At 62.2% G+C, this 23,379-nt stretch carries 26 protein-coding genes; 15 read left to right on the forward strand and 11 right to left on the reverse strand.

Annotated features, from left to right (window positions below; translation table 11 throughout):
• Nucleotides 1-131 precede the first annotated feature (131 nt).
• The 4 genes from ffh to trmD are packed head-to-tail and all read left to right on the forward strand — an operon-like array spanning nucleotide 132 to nucleotide 3,970.
• Nucleotides 132-1,595: a signal recognition particle protein gene (gene ffh, locus ATE48_RS01450; RefSeq protein WP_066767123.1), complete on the forward strand. Its 1,464-nt coding sequence runs from the start codon at nucleotides 132-134 to the stop codon at nucleotides 1,593-1,595.
• 23 nt (nucleotides 1,596-1,618) lie between these two features.
• Nucleotides 1,619-1,984 carry a 30S ribosomal protein S16 gene (gene rpsP, locus ATE48_RS20200; RefSeq protein WP_066767127.1) on the forward strand — a complete coding sequence of 122 codons (366 nt, stop codon included), beginning with the start codon at nucleotides 1,619-1,621 and terminating at the stop codon, nucleotides 1,982-1,984.
• A gap of 9 nt (nucleotides 1,985-1,993) precedes the next feature.
• Nucleotides 1,994-3,280 (forward strand): ribosome maturation factor RimM, encoded by a 1,287-nt coding sequence (gene rimM / locus ATE48_RS19280; RefSeq protein WP_083197103.1) that lies wholly within the window; start codon nucleotides 1,994-1,996, stop codon nucleotides 3,278-3,280.
• 24 nt (nucleotides 3,281-3,304) lie between these two features.
• The gene (trmD, locus tag ATE48_RS01465) at nucleotides 3,305-3,970 is read left to right on the forward strand and encodes a tRNA (guanosine(37)-N1)-methyltransferase TrmD (RefSeq protein WP_066767129.1); all 666 of its coding nucleotides are present in this window, start codon (nucleotides 3,305-3,307) and stop codon (nucleotides 3,968-3,970) included.
• On the opposite strand, the gene ATE48_RS01470 is transcribed toward trmD, so the two are convergent.
• Complete coding sequence (locus ATE48_RS01470) at nucleotides 3,967-4,500, reverse strand: hypothetical protein (protein ID WP_066767130.1); 534 nt, start codon at nucleotides 4,498-4,500, stop codon at nucleotides 3,967-3,969. The genes trmD and ATE48_RS01470 overlap by 4 nt on opposite strands.
• Nucleotides 4,501-4,619: 119 nt before the next feature.
• Between ATE48_RS01470 and ATE48_RS01475 the strand changes: the two genes are divergently transcribed.
• The 5 genes from ATE48_RS01475 (at nucleotide 4,620) to ATE48_RS01495 (ending at nucleotide 8,313) form a co-directional block, all read left to right on the forward strand.
• Nucleotides 4,620-5,135: a hypothetical protein gene (locus tag ATE48_RS01475; RefSeq protein WP_156767546.1), complete on the forward strand. Its 516-nt coding sequence runs from the start codon at nucleotides 4,620-4,622 to the stop codon at nucleotides 5,133-5,135.
• Nucleotides 5,136-5,236: 101 nt separating this feature from the next.
• Complete coding sequence (gene rplS / locus ATE48_RS01480) at nucleotides 5,237-5,644, forward strand: 50S ribosomal protein L19 (protein WP_066767136.1); 408 nt, start codon at nucleotides 5,237-5,239, stop codon at nucleotides 5,642-5,644.
• Nucleotides 5,645-5,753: 109 nt separating this feature from the next.
• Nucleotides 5,754-7,013, forward strand: a complete 1,260-nt coding sequence (gene mtaB / locus ATE48_RS01485) for a tRNA (N(6)-L-threonylcarbamoyladenosine(37)-C(2))-methylthiotransferase MtaB (RefSeq protein WP_066767139.1) — start codon at nucleotides 5,754-5,756, stop codon at nucleotides 7,011-7,013.
• Nucleotides 7,010-7,978 carry a signal recognition particle-docking protein FtsY gene (gene ftsY, locus ATE48_RS01490; RefSeq protein ID WP_083197104.1) on the forward strand — a complete coding sequence of 323 codons (969 nt, stop codon included), beginning with the start codon at nucleotides 7,010-7,012 and terminating at the stop codon, nucleotides 7,976-7,978. Before mtaB ends, ftsY begins: the two co-directional genes overlap by 4 nt.
• Nucleotides 7,975-8,313: a zinc ribbon domain-containing protein YjdM gene (locus ATE48_RS01495; RefSeq protein WP_066767141.1), complete on the forward strand. Its 339-nt coding sequence runs from the start codon at nucleotides 7,975-7,977 to the stop codon at nucleotides 8,311-8,313. Before ftsY ends, ATE48_RS01495 begins: the two co-directional genes overlap by 4 nt.
• Here the strand turns inward: ATE48_RS01495 and ATE48_RS01500 are convergent.
• The gene (locus ATE48_RS01500; RefSeq protein WP_228126733.1) at nucleotides 8,310-9,215 is read right to left on the reverse strand and encodes a peptidylprolyl isomerase; all 906 of its coding nucleotides are present in this window, start codon (nucleotides 9,213-9,215) and stop codon (nucleotides 8,310-8,312) included. The genes ATE48_RS01495 and ATE48_RS01500 overlap by 4 nt on opposite strands.
• A gap of 92 nt (nucleotides 9,216-9,307) precedes the next feature.
• Here ATE48_RS01500 and ATE48_RS01505 point away from each other — a divergent pair, with 92 nt between their 5' ends.
• Nucleotides 9,308-9,970: an inner membrane-spanning protein YciB gene (locus ATE48_RS01505; protein WP_066767144.1), complete on the forward strand. Its 663-nt coding sequence runs from the start codon at nucleotides 9,308-9,310 to the stop codon at nucleotides 9,968-9,970.
• 110 nt (nucleotides 9,971-10,080) lie between these two features.
• On the forward strand, nucleotides 10,081-10,641 hold the full coding sequence (locus ATE48_RS01510; protein ID WP_066774483.1) for a MarR family winged helix-turn-helix transcriptional regulator: 561 nt from the start codon (nucleotides 10,081-10,083) through the stop codon (nucleotides 10,639-10,641).
• Here ATE48_RS01510 and ATE48_RS01515 read toward each other — a convergent pair.
• Genes ATE48_RS01515 through ccmA form a run of 5 tightly spaced genes read right to left on the reverse strand, consistent with a single transcriptional unit; the run spans nucleotide 10,638 to nucleotide 13,313 of the window.
• On the reverse strand, nucleotides 10,638-11,153 hold the full coding sequence (locus ATE48_RS01515; RefSeq protein WP_066767146.1) for a DsbE family thiol:disulfide interchange protein: 516 nt from the start codon (nucleotides 11,151-11,153) through the stop codon (nucleotides 10,638-10,640). The two genes, ATE48_RS01510 and ATE48_RS01515, sit on opposite strands and share 4 nt — an antisense overlap.
• Nucleotides 11,150-11,287 (reverse strand): heme exporter protein CcmD, encoded by a 138-nt coding sequence (locus ATE48_RS19605; RefSeq protein WP_156767547.1) that lies wholly within the window; start codon nucleotides 11,285-11,287, stop codon nucleotides 11,150-11,152. The genes ATE48_RS01515 and ATE48_RS19605 overlap by 4 nt, the downstream gene beginning before the upstream one ends.
• A complete protein-coding gene (locus ATE48_RS01520; protein WP_066767150.1) occupies nucleotides 11,284-12,006 on the reverse strand; it encodes a heme ABC transporter permease in 723 nt (240 codons plus the stop codon). Before ATE48_RS01520 ends, ATE48_RS19605 begins: the two co-directional genes overlap by 4 nt.
• A 42-nt stretch (nucleotides 12,007-12,048) precedes the next feature.
• The gene (gene ccmB / locus ATE48_RS01525; protein ID WP_066767151.1) at nucleotides 12,049-12,699 is read right to left on the reverse strand and encodes a heme exporter protein CcmB; all 651 of its coding nucleotides are present in this window, start codon (nucleotides 12,697-12,699) and stop codon (nucleotides 12,049-12,051) included.
• Nucleotides 12,696-13,313 carry a heme ABC exporter ATP-binding protein CcmA gene (gene ccmA / locus ATE48_RS01530; RefSeq protein WP_066767157.1) on the reverse strand — a complete coding sequence of 206 codons (618 nt, stop codon included), beginning with the start codon at nucleotides 13,311-13,313 and terminating at the stop codon, nucleotides 12,696-12,698. Before ccmA ends, ccmB begins: the two co-directional genes overlap by 4 nt.
• Before the next feature lie 75 nt (nucleotides 13,314-13,388).
• Between ccmA and ATE48_RS01535 the strand changes: the two genes are divergently transcribed.
• The 3 genes from ATE48_RS01535 to ATE48_RS01545 all read left to right on the forward strand — a co-directional run bounded on the left by ATE48_RS01535 (nucleotide 13,389) and on the right by ATE48_RS01545 (nucleotide 18,089).
• Entirely contained in the window at nucleotides 13,389-14,369 is a 981-nt protein-coding gene (locus tag ATE48_RS01535) for a DUF4349 domain-containing protein (protein WP_066767158.1), read from the forward strand.
• A gap of 225 nt (nucleotides 14,370-14,594) precedes the next feature.
• Nucleotides 14,595-17,288, forward strand: coding sequence for an aconitate hydratase AcnA (acnA, locus tag ATE48_RS01540; RefSeq protein WP_066774484.1), 2,694 nt, complete (start codon nucleotides 14,595-14,597; stop codon nucleotides 17,286-17,288).
• A 54-nt stretch (nucleotides 17,289-17,342) separates the two neighbouring features.
• Complete coding sequence (locus ATE48_RS01545) at nucleotides 17,343-18,089, forward strand: DUF1223 domain-containing protein (protein ID WP_066767159.1); 747 nt, start codon at nucleotides 17,343-17,345, stop codon at nucleotides 18,087-18,089.
• A gap of 3 nt (nucleotides 18,090-18,092) precedes the next feature.
• Here the strand turns inward: ATE48_RS01545 and ATE48_RS01550 are convergent, their stop codons facing one another.
• From ATE48_RS01550 to ATE48_RS01565, 4 genes are read right to left on the reverse strand one after another with little or no spacing between them, the layout of a single operon-like run.
• Nucleotides 18,093-19,100, reverse strand: coding sequence for a DUF4340 domain-containing protein (locus ATE48_RS01550; RefSeq protein WP_066767160.1), 1,008 nt, complete (start codon nucleotides 19,098-19,100; stop codon nucleotides 18,093-18,095).
• Nucleotides 19,097-21,058, reverse strand: a complete 1,962-nt coding sequence (locus tag ATE48_RS01555; RefSeq protein WP_066767161.1) for a GldG family protein — start codon at nucleotides 21,056-21,058, stop codon at nucleotides 19,097-19,099. Before ATE48_RS01555 ends, ATE48_RS01550 begins: the two co-directional genes overlap by 4 nt.
• A gap of 2 nt (nucleotides 21,059-21,060) precedes the next feature.
• Nucleotides 21,061-21,813 carry an ABC transporter permease subunit gene (locus ATE48_RS01560; RefSeq protein WP_066767165.1) on the reverse strand — a complete coding sequence of 251 codons (753 nt, stop codon included), beginning with the start codon at nucleotides 21,811-21,813 and terminating at the stop codon, nucleotides 21,061-21,063.
• Nucleotides 21,810-22,532: an ABC transporter ATP-binding protein gene (locus ATE48_RS01565; RefSeq protein WP_156767548.1), complete on the reverse strand. Its 723-nt coding sequence runs from the start codon at nucleotides 22,530-22,532 to the stop codon at nucleotides 21,810-21,812. Before ATE48_RS01565 ends, ATE48_RS01560 begins: the two co-directional genes overlap by 4 nt.
• 519 nt (nucleotides 22,533-23,051) lie before the next feature.
• Between ATE48_RS01565 and ATE48_RS20355 the strand changes: the two genes are divergently transcribed.
• On the forward strand, nucleotides 23,052-23,363 hold the full coding sequence (locus ATE48_RS20355; RefSeq protein ID WP_066767167.1) for a DUF2794 domain-containing protein: 312 nt from the start codon (nucleotides 23,052-23,054) through the stop codon (nucleotides 23,361-23,363).
• Nucleotides 23,364-23,379 lie beyond the last annotated feature (16 nt).

Raw genomic sequence — 23,379 nt, forward strand, 5'->3', positions numbered from 1 at the left:
CGGCACACGACCCATATTTGGGTCTGGAGGCTGGCGAGGCACCCCGCCCGACGTGATCGTCCGGCGGGGTAAAACTGCTTTTGGCCCACCGGTTTCCGAGGAAATCGGGAAACGCATGACCTGGAGATGCGATGTTTGAAGCCTTAACAGACCGCCTATCAGGCGTTTTTGACAAGCTCACTGGGCGCGGCGCGCTCAGCGAAGCCGATGTCGAAGCCGCTTTGCGCGAAGTGCGTGTGGCGCTGTTGGAGGCCGACGTCGCCTTGCCGGTGGTGAAAGACTTCATCGCCAAGGTGAAGATCGAAGCAGTTGGCGAAAGCGTCATCAAGGCGGTGAAGCCGGGTCAACAGGTTATCAAGATCGTTCACGACCAACTGGTCGCGACGCTTGGAGGCGATGGCCCCCCCGAACCACTCCGCGTCGCTGGCGAGCCGCCAAACGTCATCATGATGGCCGGCCTTCAGGGCTCAGGCAAAACCACCACCACTGCGAAGATTGCCAACCGTCTGACCAAGACGGACCGCAAGCGTGTGCTCATCGCCTCGCTCGACACGCGCCGCCCGGCGGCGATGGAGCAATTGGCCACCCTCGGCAAAAGCATCGGTGTAGACGTACTGCCGATCGTCCCAGGCCAAAGTCCAGAAGAGATCGCCAAGCGCGCACTTCAGCAAGCACGTCTTAGCGGTCACGACGTGCTCATCCTCGACACCGCCGGCCGCACGACGATCGATGAAGAGATGATGTCGGAAGCGGCATCGATCGCGCAGATAGCTAAACCGGGCGAAGTCCTGCTGGTCGCCGACAGCTTAACCGGCCAAGACGCCGTCGAGACTGCACGGCGTTTCCACGAACGTCTGCCGCTCACCGGCTTGGTGCTGACGCGCGCCGATGGCGATGGCCGTGGCGGCGCAGCGCTTTCGATGCGCGCCGTGACCGGCCTTCCAATCAAATTCCTCGGCGCTGGCGAGCGCGCCGATGCGCTTGAGGTCTTCGACGCCCGCCGGATCGCTGGTCGCATTCTTGGCCAAGGCGACATTGTCGGCCTCGTCGAAAAGGCCGTTGAAAATGTCGACCGCGCCGAAGCCGAGAAAATGGCTGCGAAGATGGCCAAGGGCCGCTTCGACTTCGACGATCTCGAGAAGCAATTGAGCCAAGTTCTGCAGATTGGTGGCCTGAAGGGCGTCATGGGCATGCTGCCAGGCGTCCAAAAGATGAAGAACCAGATCTCGGACGCCCAACTCGACGACCGCCAAATCCACCGTCAAATCGGGATCATCCGCTCAATGACCAAGGCCGAGCGGGCAAAGCCCGACCTGATCAACGGCCGCCGCCGCGCGCGCATTGCCAAGGGGTCGGGCGTCGAAGTTGTGGAGGTGAACCGCCTCCTAAAGATGCATCGGAACATGGCCGACATGGCTAAGGCCATGGGCAAGGGCAAAATGCCCTTCGGCATGCCGGGGATGGGCGGACCCAGCCCTGAAGCACTGAAACAACTCGGCTCCGGTAAGGCGTTGCCGGGCCTTAACCCTCAATCTGGGCTTCCAGGGCTTCCTGGTGGCCTCCCGGGACTTCCCGGAAGCAACAAAAAAAGCTAAGAGTTCAAAGGAGAAGCGTAGAAATGTCCCTGAAAATCCGTCTGGCCCGTGGCGGCGCGAAGAAGCGCCCATACTACTCAATCGTGGTGGCCGACAGCCGTAGCCCTCGTGATGGGCGTTTCATCGAGAAAGTTGGAACTTACAACCCTATCTTGAAGTCCGACGACCCGAACCGGGTCAACCTCAAGCTCGAGCGGATTCAAGACTGGATGAAAAAGGGCGCCCTGCCGACGGATCGCGTTGCGCGCTTCCTCGACCAAGCGGGCGTTTTCAAGCGCGAAACCAAGAACAACCCCAATAAAGCCAAGCCCGGCAAGAAGATGACAGAGCGTGCTGAAGCTGAAGCCGCTGCGTCAGCCGCTCCTGCCGAGGCCGCTTCGGAGGCATAAGGAACACCTGTGGCCGAGAAGAAGTCCGCCCTGAGCAAACCGAAGACTGGCGCCAAGGCCGCGCCGGCTGCTGCCAAAAAGGCAGCGCCGGCCCCTCGTCGTGGCGAACCCGCGCCGAAAAAGGCCGCAGCGCCAGTCCCGCCGCCCCCAAAGGCGACGGCCAAGCCCTCGAAGCCCGAGCCAAAGTCCAAGGCGGCCCCGCCGCCCAAGGCTGCGGCCAAGGCAGCGCCAGCCCCAAAGGCAACGCCTAAGGCGCCGGCAGCGAAGCCGCCGGCTAAAGCCCTGCCGAAGGCGGCGGCTAAGCCGGAAAAGAAGGCGGACGTGAAGGCTGCTGCAAAGCCAGCGGCCCCCGCGCCAAAGACCCCCGCCAAGCCCGAGCCGAAGGCAAAGGCGCCGCCGCCGCCAAAGCCAACCAAAGCGGCAAAGCCAGAGCCCGAGCCCAAAAAGCCCGCGAAGGCCGCAAAACCAGCGCCGGAGCCAAAGCCCGCCAAGGCGCCCCCGGTCAAAGCTGAGAAACCAGCGAAGCCGCCCAAGGCCGAAAAGGCGCCGAAGGCTCCCAAGCCGCCGAAGCTCGCGCCTGTCGCAGCTGCGCTCGCCAAGCCGATGCCATCGAAGCCGATGGCGGTCGCTGCTGGCCGCGCTCAGCCGATCACGCGCGCGCCGTTGCCGACGCCTGTGCGCGTTGCGCCGAAACCGTTGACCGCTCCGAAGCCCGTCGCTGAACAGCCCGAAGCGGTTGGCGACCTTAAAGACGTGCCGGCGTTCAAGCCGAAAAGCACGGCCAACAAGGGCATGATCATGGTCGGCGCCATTGCAGGCGCGTTCGGAGTGAAGGGTGAAGTACGTCTGCGCGCCTTCACCGAGAAGAAGGATGGCGTCATCGCCTACGGCCCGCTTTATGACGAAGCCGGCAAAGTTCTGCTGAAGCCAAAGAGCTGGCGTGAACTGAAAGACGGTGTGGCCGTTGTTGCTCCTGAGGTGAAAACCAAGGAGCAAGCTGACGCCATGAAGGGCCAAAAGGTGTTCGTGCCGCGCGCCAATCTGCCTGGCACGGCGAAGGATGAGTTCTACGTCGTCGACCTGCTCGGCTCACGCGCCGAAGCGCTCGATGGCACGGTGCTCGGCGACATCGTCGCGGTGTGGAATTTCGGCGCCGGCGACATCCTTGAATACAAGCCGCCGAACGGTGGCCCGAACGTGCGCGTCACGTTCACCAAGGAAGCGGTGCCGCACGTTGACCTCGCCACCAAGCGCGTCGTGCTCGATCCCCCGGCGCCTGAGCCTATCGAGAAGTAACGCTTCGGGTTACGAAGCGAGGCAATGTTCAGAGCCTCGATCATTACACTTTTCCCGGAAGCATTTCCGGGTGTGCTTGGCGTTTCGCTGATCGGCAAGGCGCTGCGCGATGGTCTGTGGTCGCTCGACACAACGCAACTCCGCGACTTCGGCCAAGGCCCCCATAAGAACGTCGATGACACGCCCTCCGGTGGCGGCGCCGGCATGGTGCTACGCGCCGATGTTGCGGCGGCGGCTATCGACAGTATCGAGCGAATTGATCGGCCGGTGATCTACCTGTCGCCACGCGGCAAGCAGCTTAGCCAAGAGATGGTGCGCGAATGGGCGGCGGGGCCCGGAGTGATACTCTTTTGCGGCCGCTTCGAAGGTTTAGACGAGCGCGTCATTGATGGACGCGGGATGCAAGAGGTCGCTGTTGGCGAAGCGGTGCTCGCCGGCGGCGAGGCAGCCGCAATGGTCCTGCTCGAAGCCTGTGTCCGGCTTATCCCCGGCGTGCTGGGCAACGAGACATCAACGCACGAAGAAAGCTTCAGCGGCGATGGCTTGCTTGAACACCCTCAGTACACACGCCCGCGTGAGTGGGAGGGGCGCACGATTCCCGAAGTGCTGACGTCCGGCGATCACGCGAAGGTCGAAGCTTGGCGCAAATCGGAACGCGAACGCATCACCCGGACGCGGCGCAACGACTAGGGCGCGACCCGATAGCCGTCGTTGGGCCCGATCCAAATGACGCGTTGCGTTTGTTGAGGTTGCGGCACGCCGCCTATCGTGGTGTCAGCGCGAAACCCGTTCCCGTCCGCAGTGAGCGTCAAGCAGCTTTCCTGGTTGAGCATCGGCGCCAGCTGCTCCGTCAAACCTGCACGAATGTCACGGGTATCAGCCTCGCCCGCAGGCGCGCCTTGGATCGTGAACGTGGCGCGCGCAATGTCGGCTGCGGAGAGAGGTCCGCAGATCGCGTTGTTGCGAACGACAACGGGTGAACTGATCCGCATGATCACCACCGGCTCCGGCATGATCAAAACCCACGCTACGTTGTCGATCACGCCATTGGCCGCGAAGGTGTAACCGCCGAGGCTTTGGCAGGTCTTGCTGGCGACATTTGGCTCGTAGCACTGGAGCTGCCCTTGCCGAGCCGGGGCAAGAACGTCCGTTGTCTGCGCGTGCGCCGTCCCTGCCAAGAGCGAGAGGCCAACAACCAATCCCAGCAACGCCGTACGCATACCCGCCTCCTCAGAACTGGAGCGGCCTTACCCGCAAAAGCGCGACGGGCGCTACCTTGCCGCGCATGCAGCAGACGGCCTGCCCCAAGACGGCCAGATTTCGGCGCGAGGAACAGCGCATGCGCCGCATCCTTCTTGCCCTATTCTGCCTAGTGGCCTCACCCGTCGCGGCTCAAACACCTTCGGCCACCCCTGAACTCACCCGCGCCTCGGGCGCTATTGGCGCGATGTGGCGCCCGGTCGAGGGAGCGCTCACCGGAGCATCGATCGCAGCAGCATGCGCGGGCGCTGAGCAAGAAATGCAGGCGCTCGATGCAGCTATGCCGGCCGAGCTCGATGATGAATCGGCTGGCCGCGTGCGCGGCTTGCGCGGGCTCCACGTTATACCCGTCGCCCGGACCCCTGGCGCGGCCTACTTCTTCCCACCCCTCAACATGCCGTGGTTTCACAGCGGCCTCGGCGGGTTCTCGGTCATCAACGAGGCGGAAGGCTTTATAGGCGTCCGCGATGCCGCAGGCCAAGAACTCGCCTTTCAGATTGGCCGAGCGGGTACGCGGCCGATGCTCCGCATCCGCCGGCCGACCGGCGAAATCGTGACCCTTGCCGGCTGCCAACCGATCGCGCCCTTAGAGTAGCCCACTACCCCCTCGACACGGGCGCGGCCTTCCCTTATACGCCCCGCTTTCCGGTTTTCCTGGAGGAGGGTGCGAGCAGTCTCGCGCCCCCTGGTGCGTTTATGAACCTGATCGATACGCTTGAAAAAGAAGAAATCGCCCGCGTCACTAAGGGCAAGACGGTCCCCTCGTTCGATCCGGGCGACACGCTGCGCGTGAACGTGAAGATCAAGGAAGGCGACCGTGAGCGCGTGCAAGCCTATGAAGGCATCTGCATCGCCCGCTCAGGCGGCGGCCTCAACTCCAACTTTACCGTTCGCAAGATCAGCTTCGGCGAAGGCGTTGAGCGCGTGTTTCCGCTGTTCTCGCCGACCGTCGACTCAATCGAAGTCGTCCGTCGCGGTAAAGTTCGTCGCGCCAAGCTGTACTACCTGCGCGATCGCCGCGGTAAGTCAGCACGCATCACCGAACGCGCCGGCGGCGCCCGCGAAGAAGACTTCGTTGGTGAAGCCAGCGACGCTGCAGAATAAGCTGCTTTCGCAGTCTGAATTCGAAAGCCCCGCGATGAACTCGCGGGGCTTTTCATTTGCCTTGGTGTGCTTGACCTCCACGCTCCACACGCTCACCTGACGCATACCCATGAACGCACCGACAAAGCCACCGCGCGCGGATGTCGAGGTCTTGACGCTCGGCTGCCGCCTCAACGCTTACGAAAGTGAAGCTATGCGCGCGCTCGCAAGCGAGGCGGCGCTATCTAACGCTGTGATCGTCAACACCTGCGCCGTCACAGGCGAAGCGGTGCGCCAAGCGCGCCAGACCATTCGCCGCGCGCGTCGCGAACGACCGGACGCGGAAATCATCGTCACGGGGTGCGCGGCGCAAATTGACCCGCAAAGTTTCGCGGCGATGCCTGAAGTCAGCCGCGTTATCGGCAATGCCGAGAAGATGCGCCGAGGCAGCTTTGAGCGCAACCAAGAGCGCGTTTGCGTGTCTGACATCATGTCGGTCCGCGAAACGGCATCGCACCTGATCGACGGTTTCAGTGAACGCACGCGCGCTTACATCCAGGTCCAGAACGGCTGTGATCATCGCTGCACGTTTTGCATCATCCCCTATGGGCGTGGAAATTCGCGCTCTGCGGCGGCGGGCGATGTGGTCGAACAAGTTCGGCGGCTTGCGGACAATGGCGTGCCTGAGGTTGTCCTCACAGGCGTCGATCTCACCTCGTGGGGCGCCGACCTTCCAGGCCAACCGCAACTCGGCGCGCTCGTCGCGCGCATCCTGAAACTTGTGCCGCAATTGCCGATGCTGCGCCTTTCATCGCTCGATGCGATCGAGATGGACGATCAACTGTTTGAACAGGTGACGCAGAACCAACGTGTTGCGCCCTACTTGCATCTGTCGCTCCAACACGGTGACGACCTCATCCTAAAGCGTATGAAGCGTCGTCATTCGCGAGCGCAGGCAATTGAGCTTTGCCAACGCGTGAAAGCGGCGCGTCCAGAGATTGCGCTAGGCGCCGATCTCATCGCGGGCTTTCCGACAGAAACAGAAGCTCACGTAACGAACCTCATCTCCATCGTCGAAGAATGCGGTCTCGCCTACGTCCATGCGTTTCCCTTCAGCGCACGCGAAGGCACGCCCGCCGCCCGCATGCCACAGGTCGATCGGCGTGTTGTGAAAGCGCGCGCGGCGCGTTTGCGCGATGTCGCCACATCAGCCCTGAAGCGCCATTTGGACAATTGGCTCGGACGTCAGGCAACAGGTATCGTCGAGCGAGACGGGTTTGCCCGCCTGCCCGATTTCACGCCTGTACGCTTCACGGGCGGCGGCGACGGCTTTCAACACTTCAATTTCACTGGCCATGACGGCCAACATCTGATCGGCGCGCCTGTATGATCTGGGGTCTGTTCGACAAGAAGAAGAAGCAAGCGCAAGCGACGCCAGAGCAGACCAAGGGTCTGTTTGACGGCTTACGGAAATCGTCTGCAAAGCTCGCCGATAGCTTCACCTCCGTTTTCACCAAGGAAAGGCTCGACGCCTCCGACATCGCCGAGCTTGAAGAGACCTTGATCGCCTCGGACATGGGCGCCGCAGCAGCCGCGCGCATTAGCACCGCGCTCGCCGATCAGCGGTTCAGCAAAGAAAACGGCGCCCTTGAGGCTCGCGAAGCGCTGGCCATCGAAGTCGCACGGATACTGAAGTCACGTGAAGCGACGCTCGACCTCACCGACGGCCCGAAGCCGCGGATCGTCTTGGTCATCGGCGTCAACGGTTCCGGCAAAACGACGACGATCGGCAAGCTTACCAAGAACCTGACAGACGCGGGCGCCAAGGTCGTGATCGGCGCAGCGGACACTTTCCGCGCGGCTGCAATCGAACAGCTCAAGGTCTGGGCAGATCGCGCGGGTGCGAGCTTTGTAGCATCGACGCAGGGCGCTGACGCAGCTGGCGTTGCATTCGAAACCGTTCGGCGCGCGAAGCAAGAGGGAGCCGACGTCGCGCTGATCGATACCGCTGGCCGACTCCAAAACAAGTCGGAGCTCATGGCTGAGTTGGCCAAGATCATTCGCGTGATGCGGAAGGTCGATGAAGACGCACCGCACGAAACACTACTCGTACTGGATGCCACGGTCGGCCAAAACGCACTCTCGCAAGTGGAAAATTTTCGCTCGGTGACAGAAATCACCGGGCTCGTTATGACTAAACTCGATGGCACCGCCAAAGGCGGCGTGCTGGTCGCGCTAGCGCAGCGTCACGCCATCCCGATCCATTTCATCGGCGTCGGAGAAAAGGCAGAGGACCTCCAAACATTTGATGCCCTCACATTCTCGCGGGCCCTCGTCGGATTGAACGCCCAATGACCACTCTACCACCTTGCCCGGCCTGCTCTTCGTCACTCACCTACGAAGATGGCCCGCTGCTCATCTGTCCAGAATGCGCTCACGAATGGACCGCAAGCGAGGCCGAAAGCGCCGAAGCGGCCGAGATCATCCGCGACGCCAATGGCGTTGTGCTGGCCGACGGCGATACCGTGACGCTGATCAAAGACCTTAAGGTCAAAGGCTCGTCGCAAACGTTGAAGGTCGGCACGCGCGTCAAAAACATCCGCCTTGTGGGCGGCGATCACGACATCGACTGTCGCATCGACGGCTTCGGCGCGATGAAACTCAAATCCGAGTTCGTGCGGAAGGCTTAGCCTCCTACACGCACCGGCAAAGGCACATTGCATAGATTGATGCGCCCGACCGGGTCTAAGAACCAGCTCTCACGGCGAAAGCGACGGCTGTCGATCACAGCGCGGAACGTCTCGCTGTCCGTGCGAAGTGTTTCCAGGTTTACGCGTTCGTTCGCTGGCAGCTCTGAGCCAAGACGCACTGAACTGATGGTCGTGCGCTCTGCAGGGGTTTCATAAAATCCAAGCGGCCCCGTCCCGCGCGGCATAACCGACAAGAGCTCCATTCCCTGCAGCACACGGCCAACGGTCGCGATGTTGCGGTCGAGGTGGCGTGGCGCATGCCCGATGACAACGTAAAGCTCAGCGCCGCTGCCGCTTTCCGCTGTATCGCCACGGCCTGCTCCGACCATCCCATAGCAATGCGCCATCCAAGTGCGGGCGCCATTACTCGCGACGGGAAAGCCATGGGCAAAGCCAACTTCGCGCGCGTATGAATCCGGATCAGGCAAACGCGTGATCTCAAAGCCGGCGCGCGGCTGGTCGAACTCCGCCGCGAGCGTGGCTTGACCATCACCCATGGGACGCGGATCGGCTTCGTCGCGGCCCCATTGCACCACGTAGTTCTCCTGGCTGCGCATGATGGCGGCGCCGTCCCAGTAGTGCGCACGCGCGAGAGCCTGAATGTTGGCGGTATGGAGCGGCGTGTAATCGGCGGCGAGTTCGATGATCACGCGCCCGGCCGGCAGCTGCATGTAGAGAAGGTTGTTCTGATCGACCGTACGCCAGTCCGAAGCCGGCGCTTGTTCCAATATCTCGGCCAGTGAACGCACCGGCTGGTCAGGGCCAGGCGATGCAGCCGAACTCGCGCAGGCGGCCAACACACCAAGGCCGACCAAACCCGCCAATCTCGCAAACATCCCCATGCGCCCCTCCTCGTTTTGCCGCGATTTCGCCCGGGAACGCCCTTCGGCGCAAGCCGCTAGTCCGGCGGCCTCATTTCTGCGTATTAGGCCCCATGAGCGAAGAACTAGCGACCACCGGCGCCTCAAAGCCAAAGTCACTCACCGAGAACACCAGCCAGCTTTGGATCGACCTTGGGCCGATCCTGGTCTTCGTGATCACCTACAACGTGCTCTACCGCATCGAGGCGACCAAGGAGAACGCGATCTATGTCGCGACCGGTCTGTTCATCGTCTCGGTGCTGGCTGCTATCGCCTGGTGCAAGCTCAATCGCGGGAAAATACCACCGATCCTGATCGTCACCGGCGTGCTCGTGACCGCGTTTGGCGGACTAACGATCCTCCTGCACGATCCCTCGATCATCCAGCTCAAGTTCACCTTTACGTTTGCATTCTACGCGGCCGCGATCTTGTTTTCGCTGGCGATCGGCCAAAACATTTGGAAGCTCTTCTTCCAGCACATCTTCAATCTGCCGGACCGCATCTGGAAAATTTTGGCCCTACGGTGGGCCGCGTTTTATGTGCTCGTCGCGATCGTCAACGAAGTGCTGCGTTACTACTACAACGAGGCAAATGGCAATTTTGACGTCTGGGTGAACTTACGGACGTTGTTGACCTATCCTGCATTCATCGCGTTCGCGCTCATAAACACGCCGATCGTACTAAAGCATCAGATTGATGACGACAAAGACAAGCCCAGTGAGGCGCCCGGCGCCTGATTGCGCCGATTTCGGGCTGATTTTCGCCTCTATGGCGAACAATGATCGAACGCATGATTGATCGCGCAGATCGCGCAGCTAATCTCCGCCCGGCTTTGGGGCGGCAAACGATGACGCGGTCGACACTGGATTCTGGCGAATCCGACCAGTTCAAGTTGGCAGGCTCGCCCAGCCACTTGCTGCATCGCGCCGAACAACTCGCATCTGAACGCTTCACACAATTGGTCGGCGATACGATTACCCTTCGCCAATTCACGATCCTAGCCGCGATCTCCGAACAGCCGGGCCTAAGTCAAAGCGATCTCGGCCGTATAACCGGCGTCGATCGCTCAACGCTTGCTGACACCATGGCGAAGATGGAGCGCCAGGGGTGGGTCCTGCGTACGCCCTCGACATCTGATGGCCGCGCTTACTCACTACTGCTCGGCCAAGCTGGCGGCACACTCCTGTCGGCCACGACCCAACATGCACGAGCTGCCGACGCGGCCGTTCTGGATTTGCTTACAAAAACCAAGAGCCGAAGCTTTATCGGCACACTCACCAAGATCTCGAAATTGGCGGATGCTGCGTCGGCGAAAGCAGAGCGCGAGCAAAAGAAGTTGGCTAAGCGCAAAGCGCGCGTTGCTGGACAAACAAAACCACGCGGCGGCGGGCGCAAAGCGCGCGGTTAGTTCACAGCCGGCAAGATCACGTCCCGTACGGCTTCGTCGGTGAGAGGCCCACGGTATGCCGCGCGAATGACGCCGTCCGGTCCTATGACGAACGTTTCCGGTACGCCAGTCACGCCGACTTCGAGACCAAAGCGACCCTCAGGATCTTGCCCAACATCCGCAAAAGGATTGCCGAGTTCGTGCAGGAACGCCGCGGAAGTCGCCGGCTGATCTTTGTAAGCGATGCCGACGATCTCCACGCCCTGATTGCGCAGAGCCATCAGCTGCGGATGCTCAACCCGGCACGGTGTGCACCAAGAAGCAAACAGATTGATGACGTAGGTGCGACCTAGGCGTTCCTCATTCGTGAGAGGCGTCTCGCCTTCCAGACGCGCAAGCGCGAAAGCCGGGACCGGTTGGCCGACCATGCCTTCGGTGAAACGTGTGCGTTCGCCCTCTCGGGTCAACAGAAAAACGCTGACGCCGATCAGCGCCAGCAACGCCACGAGCGGCGCGAAAGCGATCAATCTCACTTTCCGTCACCCAACTCGCGAGCGCGCTTCTCCCAGGTCTGCAATCGCGCAACGACAACCACGGTAAGCACCGTCAGTGCGCCTAGCGCGACGGCGTACGCGGGCCAGACGAAATTCCATCCACCTTCAATCATTGACGCGCCTTCTTCAGCTCAGCACTGTTCACGCGGCGCCGGTAAATTGCAGAGCGCATATTCATCAATGTCAGCGCACCAAACAACAGCAAGTAAGCGCCGCCGAGTGTCAGCAACGGCCCAAGCATCTCACCGCTGATCGCCGAACCGCCCGAGCGCATGATGCTGGCCGGTTGGTGCAAGGTGCTCCACCAATCGACTGAGAACTTCACGATTGGCAGGTTGATGGCGCCGACAAGGCACAAGATCGCAGCCAAGCGTGCGGCCTTCTCCTCGTCTTCAATCGAAGACCAAAGCGCGATGTAGCCAAGATACGTCACAAAGAGGACGAGCATAGACGTCATGCGACCGTCCCACTCCCACCACGTCCCCCATGTTGGCGCGCCCCACAATGAGCCGGTAACGAGGCAAACGGCGGCGAACACAGCACCCACGGGCGCCGCAGCGCGCGCAGCGACATCGGCCAGCACATGTCGCCAAACAAGGCCGACAAAGCTCGCGCCCGCCATGAAAGCGTAAGCTCCCATCGACCACCAAGCAGCCGGCACATGCACGTACATGATGCGCACGGTCTCACCCATTTGGTAGTCGGCCGGCGAGTAGAACAGCGCCCAAGGCGCACCGGCCGCGAACAGGATCAAAGCGCCCGCAAACAGCACCGGCGCGGCCCAAGCCGAAAACACCATGAAGCGTGCTGGGTTGGCGAGAAAAGCAAACATATCGGCGCTACCAATCTCGGTTTGGGGGCAAAGGCAATGCGGTCATTCGGCCTGTAACCGCAAGGCTGCAGCTGCCGCGATCGGGCCAAGCGCGGCCCCACCCAAGGCACAACCCGCAAGAATGCTGAGCGCTGCCGACACTTCCTCCCCAGACGCCACCGAGGCGCCGAATATAATCGGCGGCGCAAATAGCGGCAGCACGATCAATGCGAGCAGCACGCCGCCACGTTTTACACTCGCCGTAACGGCCGCGCCCGCAAGACCAACGCCGATGAAAGCTGCCGTGCCCAACGCTAGACTCGCGGCGATGTACCCAAGCCGCTCCACCGGCGCCTGCAAAGCAATCGCCGCAGGAACGCCGGCAAGCGTAATCGGCAAGCCTATCGCCACCCAAAGCGCAGCGCCCTTCGCAAAGCTGATAAGTTCAAGCGGCGCGGGCGACAGCAGCATCTGGTCGAGCGAACCGTCTTCCAGATCCGCCTGAAAGAGACGCTCCAGCGTCGCAAGAATTGAAAGCGCAGCCGCGATCCAAACCAGCGGCGGGCCCGCCGCTTCCAGCAGCGTACGATCCGGCCCCATCGCCAGCGGGACCAACATCGTGGCGCCGAGGAAATATCCCAGCGGCGCGAGCGCCCCGCCACCAGCCCACATCAGCGCGAGTTCACGCCGGAAGGTAACTGCAAAAGCGCTCATCGCGACACACGAAGCGTTTGGCTTGGCGCGGCCCCTAGCGGCTCGTGCACTGCAGCCACGACGATGCCGCCGCCTGCCCGATGCGCACCGATCAATTCGTTGAGCACAGCTTTTCCAGAGTCATCGAGTGCTGCAGCAGGTTCATCGAGCAGCCATACGGGGCGCGGCGCAACGATCAAACGCGCGAGCGCCAATCGGCGCGACTGCCCCTGACTGAGCACGCGCACCGGCAGCGCCATCACCCGGTTGAGGTCCAACGCCTTCGAGACAAAATCTTCACTCGGCGCGCCACCGAACAATCCGGCCCAATAGCTCAAATGCTCTCGTGGGCTCGCTTCGCGCTTCAAGCCGTTCGCATGACCCAGGTAATGAAACGCGAGGGCCGGTTCGTCGACGCCCTCGAATGAAATCCGCCCGCTGATGGGGCGGAGAAACCCGGCCATCGCCCGTAGCAAACTGGTCTTGCCCGAGCCGTTCGATCCCACCACTTCGACGTAGTCGCCCGCATTGGCCGTGAAGCTCAAATCCTGAAACAATAGGTGCCCGCCACGCGAAAGCGCGAGCGCTTCAACGCGGATTATCGGCTTGTCTTGGAAAGGTCCGCGGGCGCTCATAATGCGGCCCCGGTTCTAGAAAGGGTTGCGCGATCCGCCAAGCGCGCGCTTGGTGGACGCAAGGGAGGTGCGGCTATGCGTCAGGTTTGGGTGGGGTTCGTGCTAGCTGTGGCGCTGGCCGCGTGCGGCGCCGAGCAAAGTGTGCCCGTCGCTGAAACTCCCGCTGGCGGCGAGGCCGCCTACGGTGGAATGGCGGACATGGAGCGCATGCAGTCCGAGGAAGCGCCTGCGGCCGCGCCGGCCCCGCCTCCACCGGCTGACGCCATGACGAGTAACACCGCCGCACAAGCGCCGAGTGAGCCCGCGGGACCGGCGCCCGTGCTTTTCCTCGCCTACTCCTACGCAATGAACCTTGAGATCCCTAGCCAGCGCCTAGCCGGCGTGATGGATCGTCACGTTCAGGCGTGCCAAGCGGCGGGCCCACGCGTCTGCCAGTTGATTGGCTCAAGCCGCACTGGCGACCCCGAAAGTCAGATGCAGGGCTACCTTTCGCTGCGCGCGGAGCCGAACTGGCTCAACACATTCAAGGGCGGAATCGCCCAACAGGCCGATGAGGCTGGTGGCCGCATGGTTGGCGAAACCACCAATTCCGAAGACCTGACGCGCCAAATGGTGGACACCGAAGCACGCTTGCGTGCTCAAACTGAACTGCGCAATCGGCTCCAGGAATTGCTGCGCACAAGTCGTGGCCGCCTGTCCGACCTGCTTGAAGTGGAACGCGAACTTGCGCGCGTCCAATCCGAGATCGACGCGGTTCAATCGCAACTCGCGGTGATGCGCACGCGCGTTGCGATGTCCGAACTCACGATCCAATACAGTTCGTCGCCCCGGCCAGTCGGCAGCGATACTTTCGAGCCGCTGCGCCAAGCCTTCGCGAACTTCCTCGGCATCATCGTCGGTGGCTTTGCGGCCATCATCTTGATCATCGCCGGGCTCATTCCGTTCGCGGTTGTGTTGATCCCGCTGGGCTGGCTGCTGCTTCGGTGGCGTAAGAACCGCGGCGGCCGGATTTTCAATCGCCGCGCGGCCGCCCCGCCGCCGCCAAGCGAAAGCTAGATCCGCCCAGGGGCTCTGGGCTGACGACAATTCTCAGCCAGAGCCCGCCGGCGCCATGTGTTGCGAACCGCTCGCAAACATCGCCGCCCGTTGGCGCAGTCGTCAATTGCGCCTTCACAAAACGGCGTTACATAAGCTTTGCCGCGCGACCGGTTTGATTCCGGATTTGGGGCGCTCCCCAACGCGTTTGCATCTCTGAAGCTCCACAAAGCCGGATGCACAAACATGCCATCTCTGAACTCATTTAACGCCCGCACCACAATCAGCGTAGGCGCCAAGACCTTCACCTATTTCGATCTCAAGGCCGCCTCCGCGAACGGCCTGGGCGACATCTCGCGCCTGCCGATCTCGCTGAAAGTGCTGCTGGAGAACCTGCTGCGCACCGAGGACGGCGTCGCCGTGAAGAAGGCCGACATCCTCGCCATGACGTCCTGGCTGGTGAACAAGGGCAAGAACGAAGTCGAAATCGCCTTCAGCCCCGCGCGCGTGCTGATGCAGGATTTCACTGGCGTCCCAGCCGTCGTTGACCTTGCCGCCATGCGCGACGCCGCCGCGAAGCTCGGCGCCAATCCGGAAAAAATCAATCCGCTGGTGCCGGTCGATCTCGTCATCGACCACTCGGTGATGGTCGACCATTTCGGCGGCGCGGGTGCATTCAAACAGAACGTCGAATTGGAATATGAGCGTAACGTCGAACGCTACCAATTCTTGCGCTGGGGTCAGCAAGCGTTTCAAGATTTCCGCGTCGTCCCGCCTGGCACCGGCATCTGCCACCAAGTGAACCTCGAATATCTCGGCCAATCAGTCTGGGTCCGCGACATCGACGGCGAAACCTACGCTTATCCCGACACCGTGGTCGGCACTGACAGCCACACGACCATGATCAATGGTATTGGCGTCCTCGGCTGGGGCGTCGGCGGGATTGAAGCCGAAGCGGCAATGCTCGGCCAATCGATCTCGATGCTGATCCCGGAAGTCATCGGTTTTCGTCTCTCCGGCAAATTGCCGGAAGGCGCCACCGCCACCGACCTTGTGCTCACCGTCACCCAAATGCTGCGAAAGAAGGGCGTTGTCGGCAAGTTCGTAGAATTCTACGGCCCGGGCCTTGCCACCATGAGCGTCGAAGATCGCGCCACCATCGCAAACATGGCTCCAGAATACGGCGCCACCTGTGGCTTCTTCCCGGTCGACGCCAAGACCATCGACTACCTCAAAGCCACGGGCCGCGATCCGGCGCGCGTTGCGTTGGTTGAGGCGTACTGCAAGCAGCAAGGCCTCTGGCTCACGGACGAGGAGCCGGAATTCACCGACACGCTTGAACTCTCACTCGCGGACGTGCGCCCATCGCTTGCCGGCCCCAAGCGTCCGCAGGACCGCGTTGTTCTCGGCGGCGTTGCCGAGGGCTTCACGAAGGTGATGACCGATGAATTCCGCAAGAGCGCGGAATTGAACAAGCGCGCACCGGTCAACGACGCCAATCACGATATTGGACATGGTGATGTCGTGATTGCTGCAATCACCTCATGCACCAACACATCGAACCCCAGCGTGCTGATCGCGGCCGGACTATTGGCGCGAAATGCGGTGGCGAAGGGCCTTGGCACAAAGCCGTGGGTGAAGACCTCGCTTGCGCCTGGCTCACAAGTCGTCACCGACTACTTGGCGAAATCTGGCCTCGGCAAATCGCTGGACGCCCTCGGTTTCAACCTTGTGGGCTATGGCTGCACGACCTGCATCGGCAATTCAGGCCCGCTGCCGCCGGCGATTTCAGCCTCTGTCGCTGAGAACGATCTCGTCGTGGCGTCAGTGCTTTCTGGCAACCGCAACTTCGAAGGGCGCGTGAACCAGGACGTTCGTGCGAACTACCTCGCATCGCCGCCCCTCGTCGTCGCCTACGCACTAGCGGGTTCAGTCTATGCGAACCTCGAGACCGATCCGATCGGCACAGGCAACGATGGCCAGCCCGTTTATCTACGCGACATCTGGCCATCGAATGCCGAGATCGAACAGGTGGTGCGCAACGCCGTCACCAAGGAGATGTTTGACGCGCGCTACGGAAACGTGTTCGCCGGCGATCAACACTGGCAAAACATCAAAGTCGGCGCGGGCCGCACCTATGGCTGGGATGCAAAGTCCACCTACGTACAAAACCCGCCCTACTTTGCCGGCATGAGCATGAGCCCCACGCCGCCGACCGACGTCGTCGAGGCGCGCGTTCTCGGCCTCTTCGGTGACTCGATCACGACAGATCACATCAGCCCGGCTGGCTCGATCAAGAAGGTGAGCCCCGCAGGCGCCTACCTCACCGAGCACGGCGTTGCGCAAGCAGACTTCAACTCCTACGGCGCACGCCGTGGCAACCACGAAGTCATGATGCGCGGCACGTTTGCGAACATCCGCATCAAGAACCAGATGGTCAAAAACGACGATGGTTCGGTGGTCGAAGGTGGCTTCACCATCCACCATCCGTCGGGCGAGCGCATGTTCATCTACGACGCCGCCATGCGCTACAAACAAGAAGGCCGCGAACTCGTGATCTTCGCGGGTAAGGAATACGGCACCGGTTCGTCACGCGATTGGGCCGCCAAGGGCACGACCCTCCTAGGGGTCCGCGCCGTGGTGGCGGAGAGCTTCGAACGTATCCACCGGTCCAATCTGATCGGCATGGGCGTGTTGCCGCTACAATTCCTTGACGGCCAAAGCTGGGCCAGCCTTGGCCTCACCGGCGAGGAAACGGTTTCGATCGCCAACGTCGCCGGTCTCGGCCCCCGCCAGAAGGTGACGCTCAAAATCACCCGCGCAAACGGCAAGACCGAGGACCTGGAGGTCCATTGCCGGATCGACACCGAAAACGAGGTGGAATACCTCCGTAATGGGGGAATTCTCCATTATGTGCTGCGCGGTCTGGCCCGAGGCTAAGCTGAAGCGGCCCCGTCACAACGGTTTGATTCGAACCGAAGCGGCGGGGCCTGCATGGTCGTGCGCATGATCGTCCGGTTCCTCATCGCCCTGGCCGTCGCCGCGGCGGTGAACGCAACGCCTGCGCTTGCCCAGACCCAGGGCCGCCGCGCCGAAACGGTGGTGGAGCTCTACACCAGTCAGGGCTGCACCCAGTGTCCGCGCGCCAACCGCCTGCTGGGCATGTTCTCGCGTGAAGACAATGTGCTCGCACTCACCTTCCCAGTCGGGATTTGGGACTACCTGGGCTGGCACGACACCTTCGCACAACCCGAATTTGCCGAACGCCAGCGCTCCTACTCGCAGACGCTCCGCGTTCGCGGCCGCTTCACGCCACAACTTGTCGTCAACGGCGCGCGAACGATCAGCGCCTCCGATTGGGATGAGGCGCGCGCGATCTATGAAGATCAGCAGCGCGCAGGCTGGCCTGCGTCCGCGCCGGACCTCTCGCTTACCCTGCTCCGCAATGGCCGCGCCCGCGCGACTGTCGGCGCCGGACCTGCCGGCGTCAGCGCGGACGTCTGGATGCTCGCTTACGATCCAGGTCCGCTCACTGTCGTCATCACCGGCGGCGTGAACCGCAACCGTTCAGTGCCGCACTACAACCTGGTGAAATGGATCGAACGCGTCGGCACTTGGAACGGGGCCAGCGTCTGGCACGAGCGCCCACGCTGCCAGCCCGAATGCGCCGTGATCGTGCAAGAGCCCAACGGCGGGCGCATCCTCGCCGCCAGCTACACCCACCGGCCTACCCGCTACTGAGCCTTACTCGGCGCTTGCAATGAGCCTGCTCAGCGGCGGCGCAAACGCTTCCGCTTCCATATCGCTCAGCGCATAAGCCCAATCGGACGCAGGCGTATTCAACGCAACAGCCGCCGCTTCCTGTTCTGGCGCACTGGCGCGCGCCACCAGCTTCACCCACGTATGATTGTCGCTGGCGATCAATTCCGCATCAATGACGATGCCATCGAAGGTCGTAGCGCGCACGCGCGCGCGCGGCGTGCCTTGGATCGCCGGCGCGGTGCGGACATCGATCGGCGCTAGCTGGGTGATGCGTTCCGCCGTGGCAGTGAGTGTCGATTGCGCAAGCGGCGCCAGGGCCGGCGACGCAAGCCGCCACGGCTGATCAGCACCGTCGCGCGCCAAGATGTATGCGCGCCCCTCGGCGGGAATGACCTCAACGCGGGCCAAGTGATCCCCGGTCAGGTTGATCGGCCGCAAATCAAGCCACGAAGCCACGTCTCGCAGCGGTGGCAGATCGCCATCGACCGACCAGGTTTGTTCCTGATCGGGGCGACGGACATAGGTTCCAGCAGTCTCGACGCCGAGAATAAGGTTCACCAAAAGCGCGCCGCGTCCGTCTTCAATCTGAACCAGCACGCCGCGCCCGCCTTGGCGCGGATCGGTAACGCCCAGCCGCTCATGCTTGGAGGCGTCATTCGTCATGCGGCGCACGTAGCGCAGCGCTTCCAGGCCTTCTGTCAGTTGGGCCAAGCGCGACGACAGCACCGGATAGTCGTCGCGATCACGCATCGCCCAGCCCTGTTCGGTCCGCTCAATGCGATAGGTGGCCTCAGCGCTCGTAATGGTGATGCGCTGGGCGCCGCCAATCGTGTCCTCAATGCCTGGAAGAACTGGACCCGCCGCACTTGAGGGGCTCGTGCTGCGCGACTCGATCGCCACCGTGACAGCGGCGGTCGCAACGAGCGCGCCAGCGATCAGAAACAATGTGAGCGAACGCGCTCTGCGGCGTTCTGCAAGGCCAGTCGTCATCGCCCCGCACTCCCGCGCCGTTGACGGCGCCAAAACAGAAACAGCCCCGCACCCGCAATCAGCAGCGGCGCCAGCCAGACATTGATGAAGATAACGAGGGCCTGCAGTCGATCGATATCGCTGCGCAGATCGCGAACCAGCCCGCGCAACTCGGTGCGAATTTGCCCCTCACGCTGCCTGTATTCATCCACCGCCGCCTGCTCTTCAGGCGTGAGCTCTGCGCCAAGATCGCCTGCAAAGAAACCTGAGCCGCGTCCCCGCGCCTGCAATTCCTGCAAGCGCGACTGAGTCTCCTGAAGATCGGCTTCCAACTCGCGCTGGCGGCTTTCGATGCGACGCTGAGCATCGCGCTCCATATCTTCCAACAGCTTCATCGAACGTTGCGCGGGCGCCCGCGAGCGCAGTGACACCAGCGCATCTGACCCACCGAGGACATCAATGGCGTTTAACGCAAACGAGGCGTTGTCCGCAGCAGCGCCGCCGCTTTGCGGATCGACGTAGAAATCATCGGCGAGAAAATCCGTGTCAGCGACGATCACCAGCTGCGCCGGCGTTGCTGACGTGCGCAGCGGCGTGGCCGGCCCTTCTTGTGCAGGCTGTTGCACCGGCGCCGCCGGCGCTTCTGTTGGCGGCGCCTCACGAACAGGCTCTGGCTCAGCCGCAGGCGCACCTTCCGGGAAGGCCGTCGTGAGATTGCCAGAGACACGCAACGCGACGTTTTCCACGCGTCCACCACTCGGCGGCCACATGTTCATAATGTCCATCGGCGTCGGGCGCATCAGCGCTTGCTCCGCAGCCAAACGCATCGTGTGACCGCTCGTGCGCACAAGCGGCACGACGCTGACACCCTCTAGCTCAGTTCGACGCGACAGGCCGCCGGCGAGGCCGAAATTGATTCCGCGGCGCAGCCACGCCGTCATGAGGTCTTCGCTGTCGAGACGCTCGGCAGGCACTTGGAAGAAGAGCGGCTGCGGCGCCTGCCCGGTTTGTCCGGTTGTTGGATCCTGGACCGAAACTGGCAGAGCACCCTCCAGATCAAGCACGACAGTCGGCGCCATCGAGATGCCCCACGCCCCAAGCAATGGCTCAAGCGTCGAGGCCGTCGGCGGCGGCAACACGGGATTGAACGGATCGAAGCCAGTCGAACTCATCGCCGCCTGCATCGACGCAGGATCGAGCGCGATGAACGCGCGGCCGCGCCGCAAGATGAACTGATCGACCGCGTAGAGCTGCTGTGGCGAAAGCGATCCTGGATGAATGATCGCGAGGACGTCTGTGTTCGCCGGGATCTCGGTGAAATTCGGCGCAAGCTTGGTCACCTCGAGCAAGCGGCCCATCTCGGTGGCGAACACAGATTGGCTGCCCGCGCCCGCTGTCGGATCGGCGGACGCAGCCGGGTTCAGCGGCAGCGATGTGATGAGCGCAACGCGCGTACGCTCCGGATTTTCCAGCTCATAGATGAGCCGCGTGAGCTCATATTCTAGAAACGCTTCACGTTGCGGATCGAACAACGGGATCGCGCGCGTATCGTCGATGGCGTTCGCGCCAACGAGGCCGAAATAAATCGGGTCAGCGCCTTCGTACGGACGCACGGCTTGCACGCCAGCTTCTGACGCAGCGTCCTCCGCCTCTGTGAATGGCTCAACGTTCACTTCGGTGAAGCGGACGCGGCCATTTGAACGCGCCTCGAAGGTTTGGAGCATCTCGCGAACGCGCGAAGCGTAGGCCTGCAACTGCGGCACCGGCTGAGCGGCGTCCCGCGAGTAGTAGAGCGTCAGCTGCACCGGCTCGGTGAGTTCGTTCAACGTTTGCTGGGTGCCTTGGCTGATCGAATAGAGATGGCTCTCTGTCAGATCCAGGCGCCAAGAGCGAAACCAAGAATTGGCGATCACGTTCGATGCGACGAACGCAACGAAGAGCGCCAAGGCGGCAAAGAGGGCATAACGGCGTGCACTCATGATCAGCCTCCCCGCCGCGCATCAACCGCAAGCGCGGTGAAGCCCAAACAGAGAGCGATCAGCGACACGAAGTAGAACACCGAACGAAACTCCACGACGCCGCGCTGAGCGGCGTCGAAATGATGCAGGATCGAGAAGCGAGCGATGCCCTCGGCTACGCCGCCACTGACAAACCCGGAGAAGAAATCGAGCACGAGCGGGAGCCCGAGCGCTGTCAGCAGGAACGACACCAGGACGGCCAGAACGAAGGCAACGATCTGCGCCTGCGTCAGAGAGGACATGACAGAGCCAATCGCGATGTAGGCGCCCGCCATTAGCAAACTGCCAAGATAAGCCGTGAAGATCGCCGCATTGTCCGGCGAACCCAAAGCGCTGACCGTGATCCACAGCGGCAAGGTGAGCACCAGCGCAACGCCCGCGATGGTCCATGCGGCCAAGAACTTGCCGAGAACCAGCGACCAAGTCGGCGCTGGAAGCGTCATCAGCAATTCTATCGCGCCGGAACGGCTCTCCTCGGCCCAAAGGCGCATAGAAACCGCCGGCAGGAAAACCATGAAGATCCAAGGGTGGAACGCGAAGAATGGCGTCAGGTCCGCACGGCGCGATTCAAACAACCCACCGATCTGGAACGTGAACAGCCCAATCGAAAATAGAAACACCGCGACGAACACGTAGGCCGTGGGCGTCGTGATGTAGGAGAGCAGCTCGCGCCGATAGACGGCCGCCAAGCTTGCTAAACCCGGACGCTTCTTCATACGCGCTCCTCCCCGCGAGTGAGCGACGCGAAAGCGCGTTCGAGACTGCCGTGCTCTTCCTTCAGCGCGGCCGGCGTCTTGTCCGCAACGATGCGGCCTTGGTCGATCACGATCGCGCGTGTGCAGACCGCCTCCACCTCTTCCAGACTGTGCGTTGAGATGATGAGCCCCCGTTCTTCACCCAAACGCTTGATCAAGTCCCGCACGGCGTGACGCTGGTTCGGATCAAGACCGTCTGTCGGCTCATCGAGAATGAGGAGCATGGGGTCATGCAGCAGAGCGGCCGCCAAACCGACACGGCGTCGGTACCCCTTTGAAAGCGTCTCGATCGGACGATCGATGGTATCGCCCAAGCGAGCATCTTGCGCCGCACGGCGCACAGCGTGACGCGCCGCCTCGCGACTCATGCCGCGCGTTTCGGCGACGAAGCGCAGGAAACTCCAGGGTGTCATCTCGCCGTAAAGCGGCGCACCTTCAGGCAGATAGCCAACGCGCTCCTGGGCGCGGCGGCGATCCTGGGCAACGTCGATATTGAAGATTTTGGCGGCGCCCTCGTCGGGCTCCAGATAGCCGGCGATCATTCGCATCGTTGTCGTCTTGCCGGCCCCGTTAGGACCCAAAAAACCAACGATTTCTCCGACGTCGAGTGCAAAACCAATGCCGTCTACCGCAACGCGCCGGCCAAAGGTTTTGCGCAGACCATCGACCTGCAGCAGCATGTGGATTGGATCCCCGTGCGAAATTGAGCGCCGCTCTTACGGGCGATTTGGCCAAAAGGCCACCGGTTCTTATCCACAGACGTTGCGAATCAGCCGAGGCGATTCCGCGCGGTTCTAGCGCTTTGGTTAAACGCTTTGTGGCGCCTCAAGTCTAAGAAGAGTTCGCGTACGTCTCCACAAAGCCGCCCGTGCAGACTTTCGCGCGCATCGGCGCCTGATCGACGCGAAACGCCATTGGACAAAGGGTTTTCAGAGCCCCAAAGCAGCAAGGCCCGCGATGAACGCGGGCCTTGCGAGAAACTTTGTGGTCGGTCGAAGCGCGCACCCCGGGGGGCTGGGGGGGCTGATGGATACCGGAGTACGAGCCTTTCTCCGACCGACCACGATCATAGGGTCGCGCCGCAATGCGGCGAGGGCAAGCACAAAATCCGGCGAAAAGCGGATGTGCCGCATTTGTAATATTGGTCGCGGTGCGCTTTGCTGAAATCCACGCGCTGTGAATAACATGAGGCATCACGCATGAACGGACGCACGGTGTTTTTCGAGCGTCCAGAACTCGATCGCCTGCTGCGCTTCTATGGGCGCATGGTAGCGGCCGGCGAATGGCGTGACTATGCGCTTGATGCTTTGCCTGATCGCGCCCTCTTCAGTGTCTACCGAAGGACAAGCGAGGCGCCCCTCTTCCAAATCGAAAAGCGCCCCGAAGAAGCGCGAAAGAATGGTGCTTACAGCGTTCGGGCGGTGGACGGCCGCATTCTTCGGCGCGGCCACGAGCTTGAGCGTGTCCTTGCTGTCCTTGAGCCCAAACGAATGCGGGTCGTCGGCGACTAACAAAAACGCCCCGGCC

Origin of the sequence: Candidatus Viadribacter manganicus (genome assembly GCF_001679665.1) — a bacterium.
GTDB classification, from domain to species: domain Bacteria; phylum Pseudomonadota; class Alphaproteobacteria; order Caulobacterales; family Aquidulcibacteraceae; genus Vitreimonas; species Vitreimonas manganica.